Annotated in this window: 21 protein-coding genes; 8 read left to right on the plus strand and 13 right to left on the minus strand. The window is 72.8% G+C overall.

What is annotated here, in order from left to right:
- Position 1 precedes the first annotated feature (1 nt).
- Positions 2–838: an aldo/keto reductase gene (locus tag ACWCPN_RS26580; protein ID WP_451210847.1), complete on the plus strand. Its 837-nt coding sequence runs from the start codon at positions 2–4 to the stop codon at positions 836–838.
- 74 nt (positions 839–912) lie between these two features.
- Here the strand turns inward: ACWCPN_RS26580 and ACWCPN_RS26585 are convergent, their stop codons facing one another.
- Positions 913–1,524 carry a hypothetical protein gene (locus tag ACWCPN_RS26585; RefSeq protein ID WP_199212724.1) on the minus strand — a complete coding sequence of 204 codons (612 nt, stop codon included), beginning with the start codon at positions 1,522–1,524 and terminating at the stop codon, positions 913–915.
- 185 nt (positions 1,525–1,709) lie between these two features.
- Here ACWCPN_RS26585 and ACWCPN_RS26590 point away from each other — a divergent pair, with 185 nt between their 5' ends.
- Positions 1,710–2,438, plus strand: coding sequence for a glycoside hydrolase family 75 protein (locus ACWCPN_RS26590; RefSeq protein ID WP_451210849.1), 729 nt, complete (start codon positions 1,710–1,712; stop codon positions 2,436–2,438).
- A gap of 13 nt (positions 2,439–2,451) precedes the next feature.
- Here the strand turns inward: ACWCPN_RS26590 and ACWCPN_RS26595 are convergent, their stop codons facing one another.
- From ACWCPN_RS26595 to ACWCPN_RS26610, 4 genes are all read right to left on the minus strand, one after another.
- Entirely contained in the window at positions 2,452–3,153 is a 702-nt protein-coding gene (locus tag ACWCPN_RS26595) for an SDR family oxidoreductase (protein ID WP_199212722.1), read from the minus strand.
- Positions 3,154–3,242: 89 nt separating this feature from the next.
- Positions 3,243–4,136, minus strand: a complete 894-nt coding sequence (locus tag ACWCPN_RS26600) for a class I SAM-dependent methyltransferase (protein WP_451210852.1) — start codon at positions 4,134–4,136, stop codon at positions 3,243–3,245.
- A 147-nt stretch (positions 4,137–4,283) separates the two neighbouring features.
- Entirely contained in the window at positions 4,284–6,044 is a 1,761-nt protein-coding gene (locus ACWCPN_RS26605; protein WP_451210855.1) for a glycoside hydrolase family 6 protein, read from the minus strand.
- Between the two features lie 32 nt (positions 6,045–6,076).
- Positions 6,077–7,567, minus strand: coding sequence for a cellulose binding domain-containing protein (locus tag ACWCPN_RS26610; protein WP_451210858.1), 1,491 nt, complete (start codon positions 7,565–7,567; stop codon positions 6,077–6,079).
- Positions 7,568–7,829: 262 nt separating this feature from the next.
- On the opposite strand from ACWCPN_RS26610, the gene ACWCPN_RS26615 reads away from it, so the two are divergent.
- The gene (locus ACWCPN_RS26615) at positions 7,830–10,745 is read left to right on the plus strand and encodes a glycoside hydrolase family 48 protein (RefSeq protein ID WP_451210861.1); all 2,916 of its coding nucleotides are present in this window, start codon (positions 7,830–7,832) and stop codon (positions 10,743–10,745) included.
- Between the two features lie 421 nt (positions 10,746–11,166).
- Positions 11,167–11,901 (plus strand): ferritin-like domain-containing protein, encoded by a 735-nt coding sequence (locus ACWCPN_RS26620; RefSeq protein ID WP_451210864.1) that lies wholly within the window; start codon positions 11,167–11,169, stop codon positions 11,899–11,901.
- A gap of 157 nt (positions 11,902–12,058) precedes the next feature.
- On the opposite strand, the gene ACWCPN_RS26625 is transcribed toward ACWCPN_RS26620, so the two are convergent.
- Entirely contained in the window at positions 12,059–12,808 is a 750-nt protein-coding gene (locus ACWCPN_RS26625) for a class I SAM-dependent methyltransferase (protein WP_451210867.1), read from the minus strand.
- Positions 12,809–12,812: 4 nt separating this feature from the next.
- Entirely contained in the window at positions 12,813–13,118 is a 306-nt protein-coding gene (locus ACWCPN_RS26630; RefSeq protein ID WP_451210870.1) for a 4a-hydroxytetrahydrobiopterin dehydratase, read from the minus strand.
- 191 nt (positions 13,119–13,309) lie between these two features.
- Between ACWCPN_RS26630 and ACWCPN_RS26635 the strand changes: the two genes are divergently transcribed.
- Positions 13,310–14,143: a helix-turn-helix domain-containing protein gene (locus tag ACWCPN_RS26635; RefSeq protein ID WP_451210873.1), complete on the plus strand. Its 834-nt coding sequence runs from the start codon at positions 13,310–13,312 to the stop codon at positions 14,141–14,143.
- A 98-nt stretch (positions 14,144–14,241) separates the two neighbouring features.
- Positions 14,242–15,105 (plus strand): helix-turn-helix domain-containing protein, encoded by an 864-nt coding sequence (locus ACWCPN_RS26640; RefSeq protein ID WP_451210876.1) that lies wholly within the window; start codon positions 14,242–14,244, stop codon positions 15,103–15,105.
- A gap of 16 nt (positions 15,106–15,121) precedes the next feature.
- Here the strand turns inward: ACWCPN_RS26640 and dnaK are convergent, their stop codons facing one another.
- From dnaK to ACWCPN_RS26660, 4 genes are all read right to left on the minus strand, one after another.
- Positions 15,122–17,011: a molecular chaperone DnaK gene (gene dnaK, locus ACWCPN_RS26645; protein WP_451210878.1), complete on the minus strand. Its 1,890-nt coding sequence runs from the start codon at positions 17,009–17,011 to the stop codon at positions 15,122–15,124.
- 143 nt (positions 17,012–17,154) lie between these two features.
- Positions 17,155–17,580 carry an OsmC family protein gene (locus tag ACWCPN_RS26650; protein ID WP_199212717.1) on the minus strand — a complete coding sequence of 142 codons (426 nt, stop codon included), beginning with the start codon at positions 17,578–17,580 and terminating at the stop codon, positions 17,155–17,157.
- A gap of 98 nt (positions 17,581–17,678) precedes the next feature.
- A complete protein-coding gene (locus tag ACWCPN_RS26655) occupies positions 17,679–19,757 on the minus strand; it encodes a phage holin family protein (protein WP_451210881.1) in 2,079 nt (692 codons plus the stop codon).
- A gap of 128 nt (positions 19,758–19,885) precedes the next feature.
- Complete coding sequence (locus ACWCPN_RS26660) at positions 19,886–20,317, minus strand: hypothetical protein (protein ID WP_199212716.1); 432 nt, start codon at positions 20,315–20,317, stop codon at positions 19,886–19,888.
- 85 nt (positions 20,318–20,402) lie between these two features.
- Here ACWCPN_RS26660 and ACWCPN_RS26665 point away from each other — a divergent pair, with 85 nt between their 5' ends.
- Complete coding sequence (locus tag ACWCPN_RS26665; protein WP_451211050.1) at positions 20,403–21,176, plus strand: MBL fold metallo-hydrolase; 774 nt, start codon at positions 20,403–20,405, stop codon at positions 21,174–21,176.
- Positions 21,173–21,817 carry a DedA family protein gene (locus tag ACWCPN_RS26670; RefSeq protein ID WP_451210884.1) on the plus strand — a complete coding sequence of 215 codons (645 nt, stop codon included), beginning with the start codon at positions 21,173–21,175 and terminating at the stop codon, positions 21,815–21,817. The genes ACWCPN_RS26665 and ACWCPN_RS26670 overlap by 4 nt, the downstream gene beginning before the upstream one ends.
- 18 nt (positions 21,818–21,835) lie before the next feature.
- Here the strand turns inward: ACWCPN_RS26670 and ACWCPN_RS26675 are convergent, their stop codons facing one another.
- A complete protein-coding gene (locus ACWCPN_RS26675; RefSeq protein ID WP_451210887.1) occupies positions 21,836–23,002 on the minus strand; it encodes an MBL fold metallo-hydrolase in 1,167 nt (388 codons plus the stop codon).
- Positions 22,999–24,255: an aminotransferase class I/II-fold pyridoxal phosphate-dependent enzyme gene (locus tag ACWCPN_RS26680; protein ID WP_451210890.1), complete on the minus strand. Its 1,257-nt coding sequence runs from the start codon at positions 24,253–24,255 to the stop codon at positions 22,999–23,001. Before ACWCPN_RS26680 ends, ACWCPN_RS26675 begins: the two co-directional genes overlap by 4 nt.
- Between the last annotated feature and the right edge of the window lie 35 nt (positions 24,256–24,290).

Here is a 24,290-nt window from a genome sequence, read left to right on the forward strand (position 1 = left end):
CGTGAGCAGCAAGGTCCCCCCGATCATCCTCAACAACGGCGTCGAGATGCCCCAGCTGGGTTTCGGCGTCTGGCAGGTGCCGGACGACGAGGCCGAGCAGGCCGTCGCCACGGCGCTCGAGGCCGGGTACCGCAGCATCGACACAGCGGCGATCTACGGCAACGAAGAGGGCACCGGCAAGGCGATCGCCGCCTCCGGCCTGCCCCGTGAGGACGTCTTCGTCACCACCAAGCTCTGGAACAGCGACCAGGGGTACGACTCCACGCTGCGCGCGTTCGACGCGTCGATGGAGAAGCTGGGTCTGGACTACCTGGACCTGTACCTCATCCACTGGCCGCTGCCGTCCCGGGACACCTACATCGACACCTACAAGGCGTTCGAGAAGCTGTACGCCGATGGCCGGGTGAAGGCGATCGGCGTGTCCAACTTCCTTCCCGAACACCTGCGCCGGCTCGTCGCCGAGACCTCGGTCGTCCCGGCGGTGAACCAGATCGAGCTGCACCCGCACCTGCAGCAGCACCAGGCCCGTGAGCTCCACGCGGAGCAGGGCGTCGCCACCGAGGCCTGGTCGCCGCTCGGCCAGGGCAAGGGCCTGCTGGAGGTGCCGGCGATCGTCGCCGTCGCGCGGAAGCACGGCCGCACCCCTGCCCAGGTCGTGCTGCGCTGGCACGTCCAGCTCGGCAACGTCGTGATCCCGAAGTCCGTGACGCCGTCGCGGATCAAGGAGAACATCCAGGTGTTCGACTTCAGCCTGGACGACGAGGACCTCGCGGCGATCAGCGCCCTGAACGAGGACCGGCGCCTCGGCCCGGACCCGGCCACGTTCGACATGGGCTGACCCCGCACGGTGAACGGCCGTCCGCGCCGCCGCCCGGCCGGTGGCGCGGACGGCCGTTCCCGGCTCCCGCGGACTCAGCCGAGGTGCACGTCCGCGTGCACGACCTCGAACTCCTCCAGACTCACGACGCTCACCCGCGCCTTCGCCACGGCCTCATGGCGGGCCGCCGCCTGCCCGGCCCGGGAGGCGGCCATCGAGGCACGGTCGACGAAGAGGGTGCCGACCCGGCCCCGGCCGCGCTCCCGGTCGACGAGCAGGGCGGCCCGGGCGAGGCCGGGCAGGGTCTCCAGACGCGGCAGGACGGTGGACCGGAAGGTGTCCACGAACAGGCCGGCGTCCGCGGGATCGAACTCCACCCGGGACACGCGCAGACCGCCGCCCATGCGCGGCACCTGGAGCGAGCGGTGGACGGCCGCCTCCATGTTCTCCACCGACAGGGTGCCCGCGAACGGCTCCAGCAGCGCTTCCCTGTGCTGCCGCATCACCGTGTCGCTGTTGCTGCGGGCCTGCTCGGAGGCCCACCAGCTCACCGCCAGCAGTTTGCCCAGCTCGTGGTCGGTGAAGACGCCGGCCCCGAGGTAGCCGGGGCGTTCCTCCAGCAGTTCGCGTCCCTCGGTGTTCAGGGCGCGGACCGCCGTGTCGATCTTCGCCGGGTCTCCGGTCACGTAGACGGTGCGCACGAACATGACATCTCGCCTCCGCGTGCCCGGTGGCCTCTCGCTTGCACATGACCAGTCTTCCGTGTAACGCAAAGTCCCGCAAAACCGAACACCTCGCCGACTCTCGCACGGAAGCTTGACGAGGGCATGCGCATGCCCCACCTTGTAGGCACCCGGTAAGGAAACTTTCCTAACAGAAGGGTCCCCCCACAGTGCGCCTGCGTTCACTGACCCTCGTCGCGGCCTCCGGGGCCGCTCTCCTCGCCGCCGGAGCGCTTCCGGCCCACGCCGGCGACCCCACCCCGGGCGACCCCTCGGGCAGCACCGCCGGCGCCCCGCCGGCCTCCGTCCAGGAGGGCACGGTCAGCGCGGCCGACCTGCTCGCCAAGGTGACGTCCTGTTCGCAGATCTCCAACGGCAAGTACCGGACCGACGAGGAGACCTCGGCGACGGTCCCCGTGTGCGGCAAGAACGGCGCGGTGTTCTGGAAGGCCGACATGGACATCGACTGCGACGGCCAGCGGACCGCCGACTGCAACGAGGACCGTGACCCCTGGTACCAGGACGACACGGCCTTCCACCAGTCGGACGGCAAGCCCCTCAAGGCCGAGTCCCTGCCCTATGTGGTGGTCCCCGGTTCCAGCGGTGTCTGGGACTACTCCGGCGCCGGCATCAAGGGCGGTGGCGTGGTCGCCGTCGTCTACGACGGCAGGGTCGAGTACGCCGTCGTCGGGGACACCGGCCCCGCCGCGATCATCGGCGAGGCGTCGTACGCCACCGCCAAGGCGCTCGGCATCGACCCCGACCCGGCCACCGGTGGGGTCGACTCCGGCGTGACGTACATCCTGTTCAAGAACTCCAAGGTCTCCCCCATCGAGAGCCACAGCGCGGCCGTCTCCCTCGGGGACCAGTTGGCCAGGCAGTTCCTGCAGAACAACTGACCTTCAGCACATGTCAGTTGGGCTGCCCAAGCGGACGCACGACGACGGTGTTGACGTCGACCCCGGCCGGCTGCCGGATCGCCCAGACGACGGAGCCGGCGATCTGCTCGGCGGTCAGCAGACGCCCCGGGGGCAGGCTGCCGTAGCTGTCCCAGAAGGGCGTCTCGACCCGGCCGGGTGCGACCAGCGTGACCCCGATGCCGAACTCCGTGACCTGGCGCCGGGTGTTCTCGGCGAGCCCGGTGACCGCCCACTTGGTGGCGCCGTAGAGATTGCCCGGCGTGGGCACGAATCCGGCGACGCTGCCGACGAGGACGATCCGCCCGCCGGTCTCCTTCAGCGCGTCGACGGAGGCGCGGACGAGGAGGGCGGGGCCGAGGACGTTGGTGAGGACCATCTCGGTCCAGCCGGCCGGGTCGCCGTCGGCGACCGAGTCGTGGGTGGCGAAGCCGGCGTTGGAGACGACCACGTCCAGCCGGCCGTACGCCTCGAGCGTGCGGCCGACGGCGTTCCGCACGTCGTCGTAGGAGGCCGCGTCGCCGGCGACGGTCAGCAGCCCGGCGGGGCCGCCCAGGCCGTCGGCGAAGTCCCGCAGCCGCCGCTCGCCGCGCCCGGTGACGGTGACCCGGTACCCGGCGTCCAGCAACTGCCGGGCCACCGCGGCGCCGATGCCGCTGCCGCCCCCGGTGATGAGCGCGACCGGAGAGTCGTTCATGGTTTCCCCCTGGGATGTCGGTGAACGCGGGGAGTCCATCACTTGGAGCGCTCTCCAGGTCAAGTCCCGTCACCGGGCGGCGTGCCGGTTCACACCGGCCGGACCGCGCGGTGCACCGTGTGGGCCGCTAGGACGAACACGTCGGGGCGGTGGTGGAGGCTGCGGTCGTCGGCCGGGTCGAGGAGACGGTCGAGGGTGGCGCGGTCCCCGGGGTCGAGGGCGTCGGCGTGGATGTCCCGGGTCCGGGTCAGCACGGCGACGACGTGGGCGCGGACCCGGTCCGGGACCGGGGCGGGCAGGTCGAGCAGGAAGCTGCGGGTGCCGGTGTGCTTCAGGCCGGCCGCGGCGAGCAGCGCGGGCCAGTCCTCGGTCTCGGCGACGGCGCCCGGCAGTTCGGCCCGCATCCGGGCGAACCGGTCCTCCTGCACGGCGTCGAGACGTGCCTGCAGCCCCGGTCGGCCGAAACCGATGTCGCGGGGCAGGAAGCGGGGGGCGAGGCCGCCCTCGAGGATGGCCAGGGTGCCGCCGGGCGCGAGCCGTTCGCCGAACGCGGTGAGTGCGGCCCGCTGGTCACCGAGGTGGTGCACGCTGCGGCTCGCCCACAGCAGGTCCGCCGGGTACTCCAGCTCCCGCAGCGCGCCGGGCAGCTCACCGGCGAGGGTGCCGAAGCGGTCGCCGTAGCCGAGGCGGGCGGCGCGGGCCCGGGCGTGTTCCAGGAGTGGCTCGGAGCTGTCGGCGGCGATCACCCGGGCGCCGGGGAAGGTCTCGGCGAAGAGACCGGACAGCACCCCGGGACCGCTGCCGGCGTCGACGACCAGGCCGGGTTCGGTGACCTCCTTGCTCAGCCAGGCCAGGGCCCGGGAGTAGGCCGGTGTGGACACCTCGGCCTCCGTCTCCAGCATCGCGGCCATCGCACCCCAGTCGACGTCGCCGCCGTGGTGGTGGCCCTGGTGCGGGTGGTGGCTGTGGTGTTCGTGTGCCATGGGTTCGGCCTCCTGGGCGCTCTCGTCCGGTCGCGGACAGCGTGCGCCGGGACGCGGGGCCGGGGCCAGTTCTGTTGCCGGTGCCGCAAAAAGGGATCCGCCGGGGCACGGCCGGTGAGGGCGGCGCCCCGGCGGAGGTTCAGCCGGTCAGGAGAGCGGCGGGTAGGCGTTCTGCATCAGCTGCTGGAACTGGGCGGAGAACCAGTGCCCGGCCAGCGGCGCGTTCGGCAGGGCGCCGGAGGGGCTGTTGCCGTTGCGGGCGTTGCCGCCGTACGTCGGGTCGCACATGCGGTCGAAGCCCTTGCCCTCGTCGTTCGAGACGGCGGTGCTGGCACCGTCGGACTCCCCCGGCGGCTTGACCCAGACGTAGGCGTCGATACCGGTGGCCGGCGCCGCGGTGGGCCGCTCGCCGAGTCCGGCGCCGCTCTGGTTGCACCAGTTGCCGGCGTGGATGCGCCGGTCGGTACGGCTGCCGTTGACGTAGTCGTCCACGGAGGTCAGCGGGCCGGACTTGGTGGGCCGGGCGGAGCCGCCCCAGCCGTTGCGGGACGTGTCGATCAGCATGCCGAGGCCGGAGTTGAACCCGGCCGCGGCCAGCTTGTCCCGCAGCGCCTGCGCGAACGACTGCTCGTCGACGTACTGGTTCCAGTCCACCCACTTCGACTGGCGCACGGTCTGGCCGTTCACCGTGTCGGTGACCTTGAAGTACGGCTCCTTCGTGGCGCTGTAGTTGGCGGTGTTGACGATGAAGCCGGCCACGTCGTTCACACTGGCGCCGTTGCTGGTGGCGACCTTGTAGAACTCCTGGACGGTGGGACCGAGGTTGGAGTCCCAGCCGAGCCAGGCGTGGTGACCGGCGTCGATGTAGTTGTAGACGTTCGGGATGGCGCCCAGCTTGTCGAGGGCGTAGCTGACGCCCTTCTCGTAGTTGCCGTTGGCCTTCATGGTCGCGCAGGCGTCGGTGCTGCCCGCGGTGCCGCCCGCGTTGGTGACCAGGTTGGGCAGCGAGTCGGGCTCGACGACCGTGGCGATCCGCAGACCCGCGTACTTCGAGTCGGACAGGACGGAGGCGATCGGGTCGATGTACTGGCTCTTGTACTTGTCGAGGTCGTTCGGCCCCAGTTCGCCGTTGGAGGCCAGGGCGGCGCAGTCACGGCCGGGCAGGTCGTAGATGACCAGCTGGACGACGAGGTCGCCGGAGCCCTTCTGCTTCAGGGCCTCGTCCAGGTGGGCGCGCAGGCCCATGCCGCCGTTCACCCCGTTGATGGCGGCGATGCGGTCCAGCCAGACGGCGGTGGGCTGGTTGGAGATGCGGCTGCCGCCCGGTTCGGAGGCGGCGAGGGCCGACCACTCGGGGTTCACGTACACCTTGGCCCCGGTGTAGGGGTTGTCGACGCGGCTGCCGGTGCCGCCGCCCGTGTCGCCGCCGGTGCCACCGCCGGTATCGCCACCCGTGCCGCCGCCCGTGCCACCGCCCGAGCTGCCGCCGTCGTCGACGTTGCAGGTGACCCCGTCGAGGGTGAAGGTGGCGGGCACGGCGTTGGTGCCGCTGTAGGTGCCCTGGAAGCCGAAGCTCACGGAACCGCCGTTGACCAGCGCGCCGTTGTAGCTCTCGTTGGCGGCGGTGACGGCCGCACCGCTCTGGGTGACCTTGGCGTTCCAGGCGCTGGTGACCTTCTGGTTGCCGGCGTAGGACCACTTCACCGTCCAGCCCGACTTCGAGGCGCCGTTGTTGGTGACGGTGACGTTGGCGGTGAAGCCGGTGTCCCACTGGTTCTGTATCTGGTAGGCGACGGTGCAGGGGACGGAGGTGGCCGCGGCGCCGGCCGGTCCGGCGACGAGCGCCGTCCCGGAGGCCGCGGCGACCAGCGCCAGGGCGGCGAGCAGTGAGGTTCTGGTAGGACTCATGGGTGCGGGTTCCTTCTGTCGTCCGTCGGGATCTACGGGTTGAGGGCGCGCAGGTGGTCGCGCAGGCCTGCGCCGTACGCGGTGGGTGTGCCGTCGTAGCTGGAGATCAGGGACGGTCCGGAGGAGCAGTCCCAGGTGTTCCAGGTCCAGCCGAGGTAGGACAGGTTCCGGTCGTCGAACCACTTCATGACCTGGTCGGTGAACCCGTGCGAGCAGGTGTTCTCGCCGATCTCACCGGCGATCAGCGGCACCTTGGCGGCGACCGGGGCGAGGGTGGAGTTCCAGCAGCTCTCGCTCGCACAGGTGTTGAAGTTGTACACGTGGTACGCGGCGGCGAGATTGCCCGCCGGGTCGTCGGGCCTGTAGGTCAGCCACTGGCTGAGGTCGTTGGAGTAGGCGAGCCCGCCGGCCATGACGACGTTCTTCGCGCCAGCACCCCGGATGCTGTCCACCAGGTCCTGCATTCCGGCCACCTCGTAGGAGATGCCGGGGCAGGTGCCGCCGTCCCGCCAGCACTTCCAGGCGTCCGTGGTGCTGGAGGCCGCCCGGTCCGGATAGGGCTCGTTGAACAGGTCGAACACGGCCGCCTCGTCGTCCTTGAACGTACTGGCGACCGAGGCCCAGAAGGACGGCGCGTAGGCCATGTCGGGCATCGGCTTCTGGCAGGTGGCGTGCACGTCGGAGCAGCCCGCCGAGTTGCCCGTGTACTGGCCGTGGGACCAGTGCATCTCGACGATCGGCGTCATGCCGTGCGCCTCGACGCGGGCCACCAGGTCCTTGACGGCGTTGATGTAGTTGGCGCCGCCGTACCGGGGTTCGACGTTGGAGAGGCCCAGCCAGCACTCCTCGTTGAGCGGGATGCGGACCGCGTCGGCCTTCCAGCCGGCGATCGCCGCGATCGCCGAGTCGTCCACCGGACCGTCCCAGATGCCGTGGCCCTGCACGCACATGAACTCGCCGCCGGAGCGGTTCACGCCGAGCAGCCTGCGGGTCCTGCCGGCCGGGTCCACCAGCTTGGTGCCCGAGACGTGCAGGGCGGGCGCGGTGCCGTCGGACGGCGGTGGATCGGTCGGGGGCGGGCCGGTCGGCGGGGGTGCCGTCGGTCCGGAATCCACGTTGCAGGTGGTGCCGTTGAGCCTGAACGCCGTCGGCACGGCGTTGCCGCCGGACCAGGAGGCGAGGAACCCGGCGCTGACGCTCGCGCCGGAGCCGAGGCCGCCGTTCCAGCTCGCGTTGGACGCGGTCACGGTGGTGCCGGACTGGGACCACTCGGCGCTCCAGCCCCGGGTGACCTCCTGGCCGGCCGGGAAGTCGAAGGTGAGCTTCCAACTGCCCATCGCGGCCTGGTTGTTCGTGATCCTCACGGAGCCCTGGAAGCCGTTGTCCCACTGACTGGTCACGGCGTACTCCACCGTGCACGCGGGTGTGGCTCCCTCGGCCGTGACCACCGGAACGAGCACGCCGCCGAGCAGCGCGGTCGCACCGGCGACGGCTAAAAGTACTGAACGCGGGGGGTGTCGCATGAGCGACTCCTTGCAGTTTGGCGCGCCGTGGCGGACGCGTCGACTGAATGGAATCGCTCCCACTGGTGCGTTGGAAGGTAGCGGCAAGTGACGTGATTGCACAGGGGAGTTGAAGAACTTTTCCGGAGTGGGCCCGTCAAATCAATTCGACTCTTCAAGCACCTTGACCGCTCCCGGGGTCGTCCTCACTATGGGAGCGCTCCCACTGGTTCAAGCCTTGACCTCCCCCCTCGAGCCGCAGCCCCAAGGAGGAACCAGCACCATGGATCCCGGACGCAGACGCAGAGCCGCGCGGCGATGGTGGACCGCCGCCCTCGCGGCGCTCGCCCTGCCCCTGACGACGCTCGCCACCGGCACCACAGCCGCACACGCGGCGGGCGTCCAGTGCAGTGTGGACTACAAGACCAACGACTGGGGCTCCGGTTTCACGGCCGACCTCACCCTCACCAACCGCGGTACGGCCGCGATCGACGGCTGGACCCTGACCTACGGCTACTCGGGCAACCAGAGGCTGAGCAACGGCTGGAACGGCAGCTGGTCCCAGTCCGGTCAGACCGTCACCGTGAAGAACGCCTCGTACAACGGCACGATCGCCGCCGGGGCCGCGGTCTCCACGGGCGCCCAGTTCACGTACAGCGGGACCAACGCGGCGCCCGCCTCCTTCGCGGTCAACGGCACCACGTGTGCCGGGGCGCACCAGCCGCCGGTCACCGTGCTGACCAGTCCCACCGCGGGTGCGACCTTCTCGCAGGGGGACGCGGTGCCCCTGGCCGCGACCGCTGCGGCGGCCGACGGCGCGACGATGGCCAAGGTGGAGTTCTACGACGACACCACGCTGCTGGGCACGGACACCAGCGCGCCGTACTCGCTCTCGGTCTCAAGCCTGGCCGTGGGCAGTCATTCGCTGGTGGCGAAGGCGTACGACAGCCTCGGTGCCTCCGCCGAGTCCACTCCGGTCGGCATCACGGTCGCCTCGGGTCCGGCGGTCGTCGCCTCGCCCACCCAGCTCGGTGTCCAGCAGGGCAAGTCCGGCACCTTCGACGTGAAGCTCTCCACGCAGCCGAGCGCGAACGTGACCGTGGGCGTCGCGCGCACGGGCGGCAACACGGGTCTGTCGGTCACCGGCGGCTCCTCGCTGACCTTCACGCCGGCCAACTGGAACACGGCGCAGAAGGTGACCGTCACCGCCGACTCCGCCGGTACCGGAAGCGCCACCTTCACCGCCTCGGCGACCGGTCACTCCAAGGCGACGGTCACCGTGACGGAGCTGGCCGCGTCGAAGGCGTACGACGCCCGGTTCCTGGACCTGTACGGGAAGATCACCAACCCCGCGAACGGCTACTTCTCCCCCGAGGGCATTCCGTACCACTCGGTGGAGACGCTGATCGTCGAGGCACCCGACTACGGTCACGAGACCACGTCCGAGGCCTACAGCTACCTCCTCTGGCTGCAGGCCATGTACGGGAAGGTGACCGGCGACTGGTCCAAGTTCAACGGCGCCTGGGAGATCATGGAGAAGTACATGATCCCCACGCACGCCGACCAGCCGACGAACTCCTTCTACAACGCCTCGAAGCCGGCCACGTACGCGCCCGAACAGGACACCCCGGACGAGTACCCGGCAAAGCTCGACACGGGCGTTTCGGTGGGCCCGGACCCGATCGCCGGTGAACTGAAGAGCGCGTACGGCACGGACGACGTCTACGGCATGCACTGGATCCAGGACGTCGACAACGTCTACGGCTACGGCGACGAGCCCGGCAAGTGCGAGGCCGGACCGACGGCCACCGGACCGTCGTACATCAACACCTTCCAGCGCGGCCCGCAGGAATCCGTCTGGGAGACGGTCCCGCAGCCGACCTGCGACGCCTTCAAGTACGGCGGCACCAACGGCTATCTGGACCTGTTCACCGGCGACTCCTCCTACGCCAGGCAGTGGAAGTACACGGACGCCCCGGACGCGGACGCGCGCGCGGTGCAGGCCGCCTACTGGGCCGACGTGTGGGCGAAGGCGCAGGGCAAGGGCGGTGACGTCTCCGCGACCGTCGCCAAGGCCGCGAAGATGGGCGACTACCTGCGGTACGCGATGTACGACAAGTACTTCAAGAAGATCGGCAACTGCGTCGGTCCGTCCGCCTGCGCGGCCGGCACCGGCAAGGACGCCTCGCACTACCTGCTGTCCTGGTACTACGCCTGGGGCGGGGCCGCCGACACCGGCGCGGGCTGGGCCTGGCGCATCGGCTCCAGCCATGTGCACGGCGGCTACCAGAACCCGCTCGCCGCGTACGCGCTGAGCAACTACGCCGACCTGAAGCCGAAGTCGGCGACGGGCGCGGCCGACTGGGGCAAGTCGCTCGGCCGGCAGCTCGAGTTCTACCAGTGGCTGCAGTCGTCCGAGGGCGCGATCGCGGGCGGCGCGACCAACAGCTGGCAGGGCCGGTACGCCACCCCGCCGGCGGGCACGCCGACGTTCTACGGCATGTACTACGACTGGCAGCCGGTCTACCACGATCCGCCGTCCAACCAGTGGTTCGGTTTCCAGGCCTGGTCGATGGAGCGGGTCGCCGAGTACTACCAGCAGACCGGCGACGCGAAGGCCAAGGCGGTCCTCGACAAGTGGGTCAAGTGGGCGCTGTCCAAGACGACGGTCAACCCGGACGGCACCTACCGGATTCCCTCCACCCTCCAGTGGACCGGCCAGCCCGACACCTGGAACGCCTCGAGCCCCGGCTCCAACAGCGGACTCCATGTGACGGTCGCCGACTACACCGACGACGTCGGCGTGGCGGCCGCCTATGCCAAGACACTCACGTACTACGCGGCCAGGTCCGGTGACACGGCCGCGAAGTCGACGGCGAAGGCGCTGCTGGACGGCATGTGGAGCAACCACCAGGACAGCCTCGGCATCGCCGTCCCCGAGACCCGGAGCGACTACAGCCGGTTCGACGACAGCGTGTACGTGCCGAGCGGCTGGAGCGGCAGGATGCCCAACGGCGACGCCGTCGACTCGTCGTCGACGTTCTCCTCGATCCGGTCCTTCTACAAGAACGACCCGGCCTGGTCGAAGATCGAGGCCTATCTCAAGGGCGGCGCCGCGCCCGTCTTCACGTACCACCGTTTCTGGGCCGAGGCCGACATCGCCCTGGCCATGGGCTCGTACGCGGAGCTGCTCGAATAGGTCCCCGCCGGCGCTCCGCGTGCACGGCCCCGTCACCGGACGACGGGGCCACCCGGCCGGGCGGTCCCCTTCCGCGGAAGGGGGCCGCCCGGCCGTCACATTCCCCGGTCCTGCGCCCCCTCCCCCGAGAGAGGACCCCCGCCGTGTGCGGAACCCGCATTGTCACGGCCGTGCCGGCGCCGGCCGCGGGCCTGCTCGCCGGCACCCCGCCCGCACCGGCCGCTCGGTGGGCCTCGGCTTCACCGGCGACTGGTCGGAAACCGGCACCGGACCGGCGTCGTCGCGGCTCGGCGTCCGGGGTCGCGCGGTCGCCTGACCGGACCGGCGTCACCCGCCCGGGGACGGCGGTGCAACGTTTCGCCACCCCCGGGCGTCGTCCCTGTCCAGGGCACGAGGGTCGTGTCCGGGGAGGGGAGACCGCGTGCGAGGGGACGAGTTCGCCAAGTGGGTGCGGGACTTCGAGGACGAGCGGGAACGCCGGGCCGCCCAGGGTGATCCCGACTGGGGGCGGGGCGCGGCACTGCATCCCGCGGTGTGGGCCGGTGTCCAGCGCTTCCAGGTCGGGGAGGACGGTGACGGCGCCAACCTGGTGGCGAAGGCGGACCAGGCGGGCGACCCCGACTACGCGCGCGCGGTCCGGCTGTTCGTCGCCGAGGAGCAGAACCACGCCCGGATGCTCGCCCGCCTGCTGGCCGCGGGCGGGATGCCGCTGCTGAGCGGCCACTGGAGCGACACGGTCTTCGTACGGCTCCGGCGGCTGATGGGCCTGCGCCTCGAACTGCTGGTGCTGATGATCGCGGAGGTGGTGGCCCTGCGGTACTACCGCGCCCTGCGCGACGGCGCCGGGGACCCGCTGGCCTCGGAGGTGGCCGGCCGCGTCCTCGCGGACGAGGAGCGCCATGTGCCGTTCCACTGCGCCCGGCTGCACGCCTCCTTCATGGAGCTGCCCCGCCTCGCGCGCCGCCCGGTGCTGGCCGGGTGGCGACTGCTGCTGCTCGCGGTCTGCGCCGTCGTCGCCGCCGACCACGGCCGGGCGCTGCGGCGGCTCGGCGTCGGACGTCTGCGCTTCGTGTCCGACGTCATGGCCCTGTCCGGTCCGGTGGTCGGCTCGATCCTGACCCCGCGGCCCGACGCCTGGTCGGGCCAGGGGGTCTGACGGCTGCCGGGCGCGCCGGACGGTCCGGGCGACGGGTCCGCCTCCCGGTCGCCGCCGCCCGTCCGGGAGTTGCCGCGTGCCGTGCTCGGAAGGCGCCGCTCGCCGCGCTCGGGGAAACGCAGCACCGTTCGCCCGGGAGTCGCCGCTCCCCCGGGAGTCAGCCGACGGCCGGCTTGCGGAAGGCGCGCAGCGAGAAGACCGGGTCCGGGCGGCGGCGGTCCTGGTCCGGCAGGCGGGCGAGCCGGGCGGCGAACTCCTCGGTGCGGGGGTCGTCCGGGGGCAGCAGGGTGAACCAGCCCCGCCGGAGGTCCGTGACGGTGGTACGCGGGCTGCGTCCCTGGCCGAGGCCGGGGAAGGCGGCCCGCCCGGCCGGGACGAGTCCCCGGGCGGCGGCGTACCCGGCGACGGCGTCGGCGGCGTCCTGGGCGGCGGGGCGGGGACGGGGCGCGAGGACGGCGTCGATGTCGCTGCCGACGTCGTGCGCCTGGGCCTTGTCGACGGTGGTGACCCAGACCCCGCCGGGTCTGAGCACCCGCGCGCACTCGGCGACGACCGCGCGCACGTCGGCGGGGCCGGACAGCAGGTGCAGCAGCCAGACGCCGGTGACCGCGTCGAAGGTGGCGTCGGCGAAGGGCAGCCGGCGGCAGTCGGCCCGCAGGACGGTGCCGGGCAGGCGGCGGTCCGCCCGGCGGGCCATGGCGGCGGAGAGGTCGGTGCCCGTCACCCGCAGCCCGGGCCGGGCGGCGGCCAGGCGCCGGGTGACGATGCCGGTGCCGCAGGCGACGTCCAGGAGCCGGCCCGGCCGGTCGGGTATCAGGCCGAGGAGGGCCCCGGCCGCTGCCTCGGCGCGCGGTTCACCGCCGCGCGAGGCGTCGTAGGCGTCCGCTTCCTCGTCGTAGTCGAGCACCCGGTCAGTGTGTTCCGTGGCCGGGGGCGATGTCCTCCACCCTGCGGGCGAGGGCGAAGTCCTTCTCGGTGACGACGCCGCCCGCGCTGTGCGTGTTCACGCTCAGATGGACGGTGTTGTAGCCGAGGGTGAGGTCGGAGTGGTGGTCCAGCTCGTCCTGGATGCCGGCGATGTGCACCACCAGGGCGGTCGCCGCGAAGTGCGAGCCGAGCCGGTAGGTGCGGGTGAGCCGGTCGCCGTCCAGCGACCAGCCGGGCAGTTCGGCGAGCCGGTCCTCGATCTCCTTCTGCGACAGCGGTTCCACGGCCATGGGCGGTCTCCCTCCGGAGCGTTCGGGTACGCGTTCAGCCTGCCACGCCGGCCCGTCCGGGCACCCGGTCCGGTGCACCGCGCACTCCGTTCGGCCGCGCGGGCACTCCGTTCGGCTCCGCCCCGCCCGGAGGGGACCGGCTTCGGGGCGGGACACGGCGTCGGGCGCGCCGCTCGACTACGGTCGACGGCATGACCATTGTCGCGACCGGCCCCTCCGTCTCCGCCGCCACGAACGCCGACAAGGGCCAGGCCGGCCGGCTGCTGCGCTCCTGGCGGGAGCGGCGCCGGGTGTCCCAGCTCGAGCTGGCGCTGCGCGCCGACTCCTCCGCCCGGCACATCAGTTTCATCGAGACCGGCCGGTCCCGGCCCAGCGAGGAGATGGTGCTGCGGCTGGCGGAGCACCTCCAGGTACCGGTGCGGGATCGCAACGCGCTGCTGCTGGCGGCCGGTTACGCCCCGCGCTACCCGGAGACCCCGCTGGACGACCCGGCACTCGACGCCCTGCGCGACGGCATGGAACGGCTCATCCAGGGCTACGAGCCCTACCCGGCGCTGGTGGTCGACGCCGGGTACACGGTGGTCGCCGCCAACCGGGGCATCGCCCTGCTGCTGGAGGGGGTTCCCGAGGAGCTGATGACACCGGCGCCGAACGCGATGCGGCTGACCCTGCACCCCGAGGGCCTCGCGCCGCGCATCCGCAACCTGCGCGAGTGGCGCGGGCATCTGCTGGCGCAGATGGAGCGGCAGATCGCCCTGGACCGCTCGGACCAGCTGCGGGCCCTGTACGAGGAGGTCGCCGGGTATCCGGTGCCCGAGGACGCGTCCGACGAGGAACCGGCCGAGCCGGCCGCGTACTTCGCGCTGCCGCTGCGCATCGAGCACGACGGGCGGGTCCTGTCGTTCGTGTCGTCGATCTCCACCTTCAACACGCCCATGGACGTCACGGTCGCCGAACTCGCCATCGAGACCTTCCTGCCCGCCGACCCGTCGACGAGCAAGTACCTCCACACACTGGCCGGTTGACGACCCAACCCGGCGCCGGGTCCACTCGGCCACGTGTGCGAGGAGGGCGTCGCGTGGCAGACTTCCGCCGTACTTCGGACCTGGGGGGAGGACGGGCCGTGAGTGAGCGGCGGGCGGCGCCCACCGTGGGGCAGGTGGTGCTGGGCAAGCGGTTGCAGGAACTGCGGGAGGCGGCCGGGCTCAGCCGCGAGGAGGCCGCTCGGGTGCTCCGGGTGGCGTCGGCGACCGTACGGCGGATGGAGATGGCCGAGGTCGCGCTGAAGATCCCCTACGTGCAGGTGCTGCTGAGCACCTACGGGGCGGCCGGGGAGGAGCAGGCCGCGTTCGTCCGGCTGGCCGAGGAGGCCAACCAGCCGGGCTGGTGGCAGCGGTTCCACGACGTGCTGCCGGACTGGTTCAGCCTGTACGTGAGCCTGGAGGGCGCCGCCCGCATCGTCCGCTCCTATGAGCCGCACTTCGTGCCCGGCCTGCTGCAGACCGAGGCGTACGCGCGCGCGGTGCTGGAGGCCGGGACGATCGGTCAGACCGGGCCGGAGACCATAGAACGGCACGTGTCGCTGCGCATGACGCGGCAGCGGCTGCTGGAGCGGGAGGACCCGCCCCATCTGTGGGTGATCATGGACGAGACGGTGCTGCGGCGCCCGGTGAGCGTCGACGCCGCGGTGATGCGCGACCAGCTCGACCGGCTGCTGGAGTACGCCGACCGGGACCGGGTCACGCTCCAGCTCGCCGAGTTCGCGTCCGGACCGCACCCGGGGACGTACGCGCCGTTCACGCTGTTCCGGTTCGCCGAGCCGGAGCTGCCCGACATGGTGTTCACCGAGTACCTGACCGGCGCCCTGTACCTGGACTCCCGCCAGGAGGTCTCCACGCATCTGGAGGTCCTGGACCACATGACCGCCGGGGCCTCCTCCGCGCGCCGGACCCGGCAGCTGCTGCGGGAGTACCGCGAGTCCCTGTGACGCCGGGGCCGGCGGCTCAGGCCGCCCCGCCCCTGGTGTCCCGTTCGTCGTCGACGATCTCCGCGTCCACCACGCCGTCCTCCTCCCCGGGCGCGCTCCGCTCACCGGCGGAGCCGGCCGAAGCGGTGGAGCCGGCCGAAGCGGTGGAGCCGGCCGAGGCGTTCTCGTACATGGCCTGGCCCATCCGCTGACTGACCGTGGCGAGCTTCTCGACTCCCGTGCGCAGGGCGGCCGTCTCGGCGTTCTCGGCGAGCAGGGTCTTCAGCTCGGTCACCGCCTGCTCGACCTCGGTGCGGATCTCGGCGGGCACGCGGTCGGTGTTGTCCTGGAGGAACCGCTCGGTCTGGTAGACGAGTTGCTCGGCCTGGTTGCGGGTCTCGGCGGTCTCGCGGCGCTTGCGGTCCTCCTCCGCGTACTGCTCGGCCTCCCGCATCATGCGGTCGATGTCGTCCTTGGGCAGGGCGGAGCCGCCGGTGACGGTCATCTTCTGCTCGCGGCCGGTGGCGAGGTCCTTCGCGGAGACGTGCATGATCCCGTTGGCGTCGATGTCGAAGGCGACCTCGACCTGCGGGACCCCGCGCGGCGCGGGCGGCAGCCCGGTGAGGTCGAAGACGCCCAGCTTCTTGTTGTAGGCGGCGATCTCGCGTTCGCCCTGGTAGACCTGGATGCCCACCGAGGGCTGGTTGTCGGTGGCGGTGGTGAAGATCTCCGAACGGCGGGTCGGGATCGTCGTGTTGCGCTCGATCATCTTCGTCATGATGCCGCCCTTGGTCTCGATGCCCAGGGACAGCGGGGTGACGTCCAGCAGCAGGACGTCCTTGACGTCGCCGCGCAGGACGCCCGCCTGCAGCGCGGCGCCGACCGCGACGACCTCGTCGGGGTTGACGCCCTTGTGCGGGTCCTTGCCGGTCAGTTCCTTCACCAGGCCGGTGACGGCGGGCATCCGGGTGGAGCCGCCGACCAGGATGACGTGGTCGATCGCGGACAGCTGCACGCCCGCGTCCGCGACCGCCTGGTGGAAGGGCTTCTTGCAGCGGTCCAGCAGGTCCTCGGTGAGCTCCTGGAACTGGGCGCGCGTCAGCTTCTCCTCCAGGTGCAGCGGGCCCTCGGCGGACGCGGTGATGTAGGGCAGGTTGATCGACGTCTCCGAGGACGAGGACAGTTCGATCTTGGCCTTCTCCGCGGCCTCCCGCAGCCGCTGCACGGCCATCTTGTCGGCCCCGAGGTCGATGCCGTTCTGCCCCTTGAACCTCTTGACGAGGTACTCGACGATCCGCTGGTCCCAGTCGTCGCCGCCGAGGTGGGTGTCGCCGTTGGTGGCCTTGACCTCGATGACGCCGTCGCCGATGTCCAGCAGGGACACGTCGAAGGTGCCGCCGCCGAGGTCGAAGACGAGCACGGTCTGCTCCTCGCCGCGGTCCAGGCCGTAGGCGAGGGCGGCGGCCGTCGGCTCGTTGATGATCCGCAGCACCTTCAGGCCGGCGATCTCCCCGGCCTCCTTGGTCGCCTGGCGCTGGGTGTCGTCGAAGTAGGCGGGGACGGTGATCACCGCGTCCGTGACGTCCTCGCCGAGGTAGGCCTCGGCGTCCCGCTTCAGCTTCTGCAGCACCCGCGCCGACAGTTCCTGCGCGCGCAGCCGGCTGCCGTCGACGGAGCCCTGCTCCGGGAAGCGCCAGTGCGCGTCCCCCATGTGCCGTTTCACCGAGCGGGCGGTGCGCTCCACGTTGGTGACGGCCTGCCGCTTGGCCACCTCGCCGACCAGCACCTCGCCGTTCTTCGCGAACGCCACCACCGAGGGGGTGGTGCGCGCGCCCTCCGCGTTGGCGACGACGGCCGGCTCGCCGCCCTCCAGGACGGCCACCACCGAGTTCGTCGTCCCGAGATCGATCCCGACCGCACGTGTCATGGTCCGTCCCCTTCCGCTTCCGCGAGGGCACCTTCGCCCTTACAGCACAAAGCGTGCGTACGGCGCTGTCAATGCACGGGTGCCCAGGAAACGGCGATGCCGCGCACCCGGCGGGCACGCGGCATCGGCGGGACGTGCGGGCGTCAGGCCAGCTCGGCCGTCAGGGTGATGGTCGTGCCGGTCAGGGCCTGGCTGACCGGGCAGTTCTTCTTGGCGTCCTCGGCCGCCGAGCGGAAGCCGTCCTCGTCCAGGCCCGGCACCTCGCCGCGGACGGTGAGGTGGATGCCGGTGATGCCCTCGCCGGGCTGGAAGGTGACGTCGGCCTTGGTCTCCAGACGGGTGGGCGGCGTACCGGCGCCGGCCAGGCCGTGCGAGAGGGCCATGGAGAAGCAGCTGGAGTGGGCGGCGGCGATCAGCTCCTCGGGGCTGGTCCTGCCGTTCGCCTGCTCGGCGCGCGACGGCCACGACACCGGCTGCTGGCCGATGCCGGAGGAGTCGAAGGTGACGACGCCGTTGCCCTCGAGCAGGTTGCCTTCCCAGACGGTGTGTGCGGTGCGCGTGGTTGCCACGGCTCTTCCTTTCCACGGGGGTCCGAGTTGTTCGGGTACCGCGTCCCATCCGATCACACTCGGGGGCGCCGTACCCCGCGGACCGGGCCGCTCGCCGGTCAGGCGGCCCGCTCCTCCTCGGCGGGCGTGGTGAGCGGCACCTGCGGGCCGTCCACCTCCAGCAGCCAGCGCCGCAGTACGCGGTGCACCTGCTCTGCCCCGGCCGGCTCCGCACCGTCGGCGGCCGGCGCGGACAGGGTGAGCGGGGAGAGCAGGAAGGGCCGGGACTGGGCGCCGCCGAGGCCGCCGTGGGAGCCGATCTGCTCCTCGAAGGCGAGGACTTCGCCGTCGGCGGGGTCGTGGAAGGAGTTGACCATGATGTCGGCGGTGTGCGGGAAGGAGTGGGTGCGGCGTACGGCGTCCGCGGCGCCGGGGCCGAAGGCGGCCAGCGGGCCGGGCTCCGCGTCCAGGCGGGCCAGCGGGATCTCGGTGCCGTACGGGCCGAGCACCAGGCCGTCGTGCTTCTCGCTGCGCACCAGCAGGAAGCCGATGCCGGGATGGTTGGCGAGGGTGGTGAGCAGGCCCGGGTGGCGGGCGTCGATCTCCTCCCGGGTCATGCGGTGGGGCACGTCCGGGAAGGACACCAGGCCCAGGTTGCCGGAGGCCAGGACGACGGGTTCGGTGCCCCGGGCCGGGCGGTGCCCGTCGCCGTTGGCCTCCTCGGGCCTGCCCAGGGCGGCCCGGACCGCGGCGCGGGCCTCGGCGCCGCTGCGGGTCCGTTCGGCACGGCGCGGCACGGGCAGTCCGCAGCCGGCCCGGACCAGGTCGCCGAGGGTGAGGCCGTAGCGGGAGCGGAAGGTCTCGCCCGGGCTCTGGCCGTGGTCGGACAGGACGACGACGCGGTAGGGCCGCGGCGCGTGCTCGGCGGCCTTCTCGACGAGGGCGAGGGACCGGTCGAGCCGCCGCAGCACCTTCTCGGCGTCCCGGCCGTGCGGACCGGAGTGGTGGGCGACCTCGTCGTAGGCGACGAGGTCGGCGTAGACGGCGGTGCGGCCGGCGAGCATGTCGCCGAGCACGGCGGCCACCACGACGTCGCGCTCGACGACGGTGGCGAAGGCGCGCACGAAGGGGTAGAGGCCGCCGCGGCCGACCCGGGGCCGCTGCCTGCGCACGCGGGCCCGGGTGGACTGGACGACCTCGCGGACCACCTCGGCGACGAAGGACAGCGCCGTGCGCACGGCGTTGGCGGGGTCGGAGAAGTAGGCGAAGTAGCCGGCGCGGGAGCGGTTCTCCCGGCCCCGGCGGCGGATGGCGATGGACAGGACGAGGGCCTGTTCCCCCGCGCCGCCGCTGAACAGGTTGCCGCGGCTGGCGCCGTCCACGGCGAGCAGTCCCCCGTCGCCCGTCCGCTCGACGGCCCGGCGCTGGAGTTCGGCGGCGCTGGTCGGGCGGTTGCACACCATCACCTCGCCGCGGTCCTTCTCGTACCAGCGGAAGGCGGGCACGTCGAAGGTGCTGCCGTGCAGGATGCCGAGCTGGCTGGCGCCGGTCTGACTGGACCAGTCGGTGCGCCAGGGGGTGAGCCGGTGGGTGGGCCGCATGCCGTCGGCGGTGGCCAGCCAGCCCGCGACCGTGGGCATCAGGCCCCTGCGGACGGCGTCGGTGAGCACGTCGTGACCGACGCCGTCGAGCTGGACGCAGACCAGACCGGGGGTCTGGGCGCAGGGCGGCCCGGCTCTTCGGCGGCGGTCGGCGAGGCGCAGCAGCCGGCTGCGATAGGCATCGTCGTCGCGTACGGCGAGGGCGGCGCCGGTGGCCGAGGCGACGGCGGACATCACGGCGGCCACCACGACGGCCGTCTCCGGGGCGGCCTCGGGGCGGCCGGAGGGGTTGAGGCGCAGGGCGAGCAGCAGCAGCGAGCCGTTGAGGAAGAAGACCAGCAGCCCGAGGACGAGGGCGGGCACCAGCAGCAGCAGCCGGACCAGGACCGGCCAGACCACGGCCGACAGCAGACCGAAGGCGCCGGCGCCGCAGGCTGCGGTGACGGCTATGTGGGTGGCGCTGTCACCGTCGGCGGACTGGAGCCTGAAGTCGGGCAGCAGACCGGCGAGCACGAGCATGGTGAGCGTGGAGACCGCCCACACCGTGGCGCTCCGCCCGATCTGACTGGCGATCCGCCGCCACCGCACGTCCCGCACGCCCCGCACACCTCACGTCCCGCCCCGTTCGACCGTCCGACCGGGCCCCGGTCCCCACCTTGTCACACCGGGCCGGGCGCTTCCGGACGGGGCGCCGCACCGAGAGAACGGTGCCGGCGCCGGGGCCGTCAGCGTCCGTCGTAGCCGGCCGTCGGCATCGACAGCCTGCGGTGCACCCGTGCCTTCATCTGCGCGTCGTACGACGGCTCGGCCCGCCCCACCGTCTCCACGCGCACCCCGCGCCGCGCGCACTCGGCGGTGAACTCCTCCACGGAGGAGAGGGCGCGCTCCAGAACGCGCCGGCTGGGTGCGACGAACACGTCCACGCCGGGCCGCACACCGTCCCACAGTGCGCAATGGTCGAAACGCAGCCCGCCGACGAGAAGTTCCCGCGCGACGACGTAACCGCGCTCCGCCGCCCAGCGGGCGCACATCGCGTGCTGGCTGCGGGAGTCCACCAGGAAGGGGTCCGCCTCCAGTTCCTCCAGGGGCGTCAGGCTCGCGATGGCGGTGACCCGCACCGGCGCGACCCCGCCGGAGGCACCCCGTAACTGTCCCATGGCGTCCCCCTCACCTCCGGGTTTCGCCAGCGACCCTACTCCTGCCCGTAGGCTTCGGGGGAGTCGCGTGAAGGAGGCGAAGGAGGTGCCGGTGGAGATCACCTGGTGGGGGCACGCCACCTGCACACTCGAGGATTCGAACATACGCGTGATCACCGATCCTCTGTTCGCCACCCGGCTGGCTCATCTGCGCCGCCGCCGGGGCGCGGTGCCCCCCGCCGAGGCCCACCGCGCGGACCTGGCGCTGGTGTCCCATCTGCACGCCGACCATCTGCACCCGCCCTCGCTGGCCGCGCTCCCCCCGGGCACGCGCCTGCTCGTGCCCCGGGGCGCACCACGGGCGGTACCCGGACTGCGCCGGCTACGGGGGCTGCGGATCACCGAGGTGGCGCCCGGGGACGAGGTGCGGGTCGGGGACCTGCTGGTGCGGGTGGTGCCCGCGCGGCACGACGGGCGCCGGCTGCCGGTCGGCCCGCACCGCTCGCCGGCGCTCGGGTACGTCGTCACGGGCGAGGCGCGGACCTACTTCGCCGGGGACACCGGGCTGTTCGACGACATGGCGGAGCAGGTGGGTCCGGTGGATCTGGCGCTGCTGCCGGTGGGCGGCTGGGGGCCGTTCCTCGGGGCGGGGCACCTCGACGCGGGGCGGGCGGCCCGGGCGCTGGCCCGGCTGGCGCCGCGTGCCGCGGTGCCGGTGCACTACGGGACGTACTGGCCGATCGGCATGGACGCAGTGCGCCCGCACGAATTCCACGCGCCGGGTGACGAGTTCGTGCGCCTGGCGGCCGAGACCGCCCCGGAGGTGACCGTGCACAAGCTGGGGCACCGGGAGCGGGTGCGGCTGGAGGTCGCGCGGTGAGATGGCTGCCGGACGCGGTCACCCTGGCCGCCGCCTCGGCACGGTCCGTGCCACCGGAGTCCACGCAGCAGGCGCTCGGCTATCCGTCGCTGTTCCTGCTCGTACTGATCGGGGCGCTGGTCCCGGTGGTGCCGACCGGTGCCCTGGTGAGCACGGCGGCGGTGGTGGCGTTCCATCAGACGGCGCCGTTCTCGCTGCTGCTGGTGTTCGTCACGGCCTCCCTCGCGGCCTTCATGGGGGACGCGGCGCTGTACTGGCTGGGCCGGCGCGGTCTGCGGTCGAAGAACGGCTCGCGCTGGCTGGAGGCGATCCGGTCGCGGGCCCCCGAGGAGCGCCTCGAGCAGGCGCAGGGGAAGCTGGCCGAGCACGGGGTCGCCGTGCTGGTGCTGTCGCGGCTCGTCCCCGCGGGGCGGATACCGGTGATGCTCGCCTGCCTGCTGGCCGAGTGGCCCCTGCGGCGGTTCTCCCGGGGCAACCTGCCGGCCTGTCTGGCGTGGGCGCTGACGTACCAGGTGATCGGGATCCTGGGTGGCTCCCTGTTCCCGGAGCCCTGGGAAGGGGTGGCCGCGGCGGTGGCGCTGACCGTGATGGTCAGCGCCGCGCCGAGTGCCGTGCGGCGTCTTCGCGGGGGCGAGCGGTAGCTTCGCGCGGGATCCGGTTCACTCGAGCACGCTCGAGCCTCCCACCGGGAGGTCCCACAGGTCCTCGCGCGCCAGGCCCGCCTTCTCCCAGGCCGTCCGCACCCGGGTCAGCGGCTCCAGGACCGGCTCGGCCGACAGCACGAACGTGCCCCAGTGCATCGGGGCCATCCTGCGCGCCCCCAGGTCCAGGGTGGCCCGTACCGCCTCCTCCGGGTCGCAGTGGACGTCGCTGAGCCACCAGCGGGGGTCGTAGGCGCCGATGGGCATGAGGGCGAGGTCGATCCCCGGGTAGCGGCGGCCTATGCGGGAGAACCAGTGGCCGTAGCCGGTGTCGCCGGCGAAGTAGAGGCGCTGCCCGTCGGGATCGGTGAGGACCCAGCCGCCCCAGAGGCTGTGGCAGGTGTCGGTGAGGGTGCGCTTGGACCAGTGGTGTGCGGGCACGAAGTCGAAGCGGACGCCGGACAGTTCGGCACCCTCCCACCAGTCCAGCTCGGTGACGCGGGTGAACCGGCGGCGCAGGAACCAGCGGCCGAGACCGGCGGGGGCGAACACCGGGGTGTCGCGCGGGAGCCGGCTCAGGGTGGGCGCGTCCAGGTGGTCGTAGTGGTTGTGGCTGATGACGACCGCGTCGACGCGCCGCAGGCTCTCCCAGGGGACGCCGACGGGGGTGATGCGGGCCGGGGTGCCGAGGATGCGGCGGGACCAGACCGGGTCGGTCAGGACGGTCAGCCCGCCGACCCGGACGATCCAGCTCGCGTGTCCCGCCCATGTGACGGCGAGGGTGCCGGTGCCCACGCTCGGCAGCGGGCCCGGGGCGTACGGGACCCGCGGGATGTCGGCGAGGCCCTCCGGTCCGGGCCGCACGGAGCCCTCGCGGGCGAAGCGGGCGAGGGCCTTGAAGCCGGGCAGGGGCGCGGTGAGCCGGTCGTGGAAGGTGCGCGGCCACACCCGGTGCTCGCCCAGCGGGCGGGGTTCGGCCAGCGGTGGGAACGGAGGCGCGAGCGGGGTGCGGGGGGCGCGGGCCCCGGCCGGGCCGCTCTCCGGATCCGCCGCGGCCGGGGCGGCCCTGGAGGCAGGCGTGACCGTCGTGGGCGTCGTGGGCGTGGCGGCCGAGGTGGTCGTGGAGGTGGCGGTCGTCGTGGACGTCGTGGCGGTGGACCCGGACTCATGCGTCTGCTGCGTCATCGAGGAGGCTCCCGTCGCTGAGCGTCGTCGCGGAGGCCGTCGAAGGCCGACCTCAAGGAGATCAACGCGCGGTGCACGTGTGGCAGTTCCAACGGCGAGGGTGACGTGAGGGATTCCGTGCGTTCCTCGTCCGTGCCGCCCAGCAGGGACCCGGTGGCGAGCCGGACCCGCAGCTCGCCGAGGCCGTCGCCGAAGCGGTGGCCGCCGGGCGCGGGCATGCCGAGCCGGGCGGTCAGGAAGTCCTCGAGTTCCTGCGCGTCCGTCACACCCTGGCGGGCGAGCGCCCCGGCCAGCGGCGCGAGATCGGCGTACAGGTGGCGGCCGGCCTGCGGCGGCCGGGCGAGCGCACCGGCCGCGACGACCGCGGAGTGCGCGGCGGCGGCCACGCGCGCGTGCAGGCGTACGGTCGCCTCGCGGCGCTCGGCGACGGGCGCGGGCTCGTCGAGGGCGTATCCGGCCGCGGCGGCGACGGGCGTGGCGACCCGGGCGTCCAGGGCGGTGAGGATGTCGAGCACGCGCGCGTGGAGCCGCTCCCCCGCCGCGCCGGGGGGCACGCGCGCGACGGCGGCGGGCCAGCCCGGCGGCAGCAGGGCGCCGGCCAGGTCGGTGACGACGGTGACCCGCTCGGGCAGCATCTCGGCGGGGCTGAGCAGGACGGTGCCGTGCGGGTCGTGCAGGGTGTCGCGCCACGTCTCGTCGCTGACCAGGTGCAGGCCCTCGGCGACGGCCGCCTCGACGGTCTCGTGCAGCAGTTCGGGCGGGGCGACGGTGGCCGTGGGGTCGTCGGCGACGGACAGCACCAGCAGCCGGGGCTCGCCGCCCTCGGCACGGACCCGGCGGACGGTCTCCAGCAGGGCGTAGGGGTCGGGGACGCCGCCGCTCTCGGCCGGGGTCGGCACGTGGAAGACGGGTCTGCCGAGCAGCCGGGCGTAGGGCGCCCACCAGGCGGCGCAGGGGCGGGGCACCAGCACGTCGCCGCCGTCCCCGGCCAGCGCGGCGGTCACGGCGAGCAGCAGGGCGGGGGCACCGGGTCCCGCGGCCACCCGGTCGGGAGCGCAGGGCAGTCCGCGCCGGGTCCAGTAGCCGCAGGCCGCCTCCAGCAGGGCGGGGGAACCGCCGACCGGCTGGGCCTCGGCACGGCGGGCCGCGGCGGCGAGGACGGCGGCGAGTTCCGGGAGGACGGGCAGGCCGTCGCCGGGCAGCGGGGGCCCGTAGCGGACGGGGCCGTGTCCCTCCTGGTCGGTCCGCCGCATGTCCGCCTCCGCGCTGTCGTGGTGCCGTCCGCCGT

It is taken from the genome of Streptomyces sp. NPDC002386, from assembly GCF_053593175.1.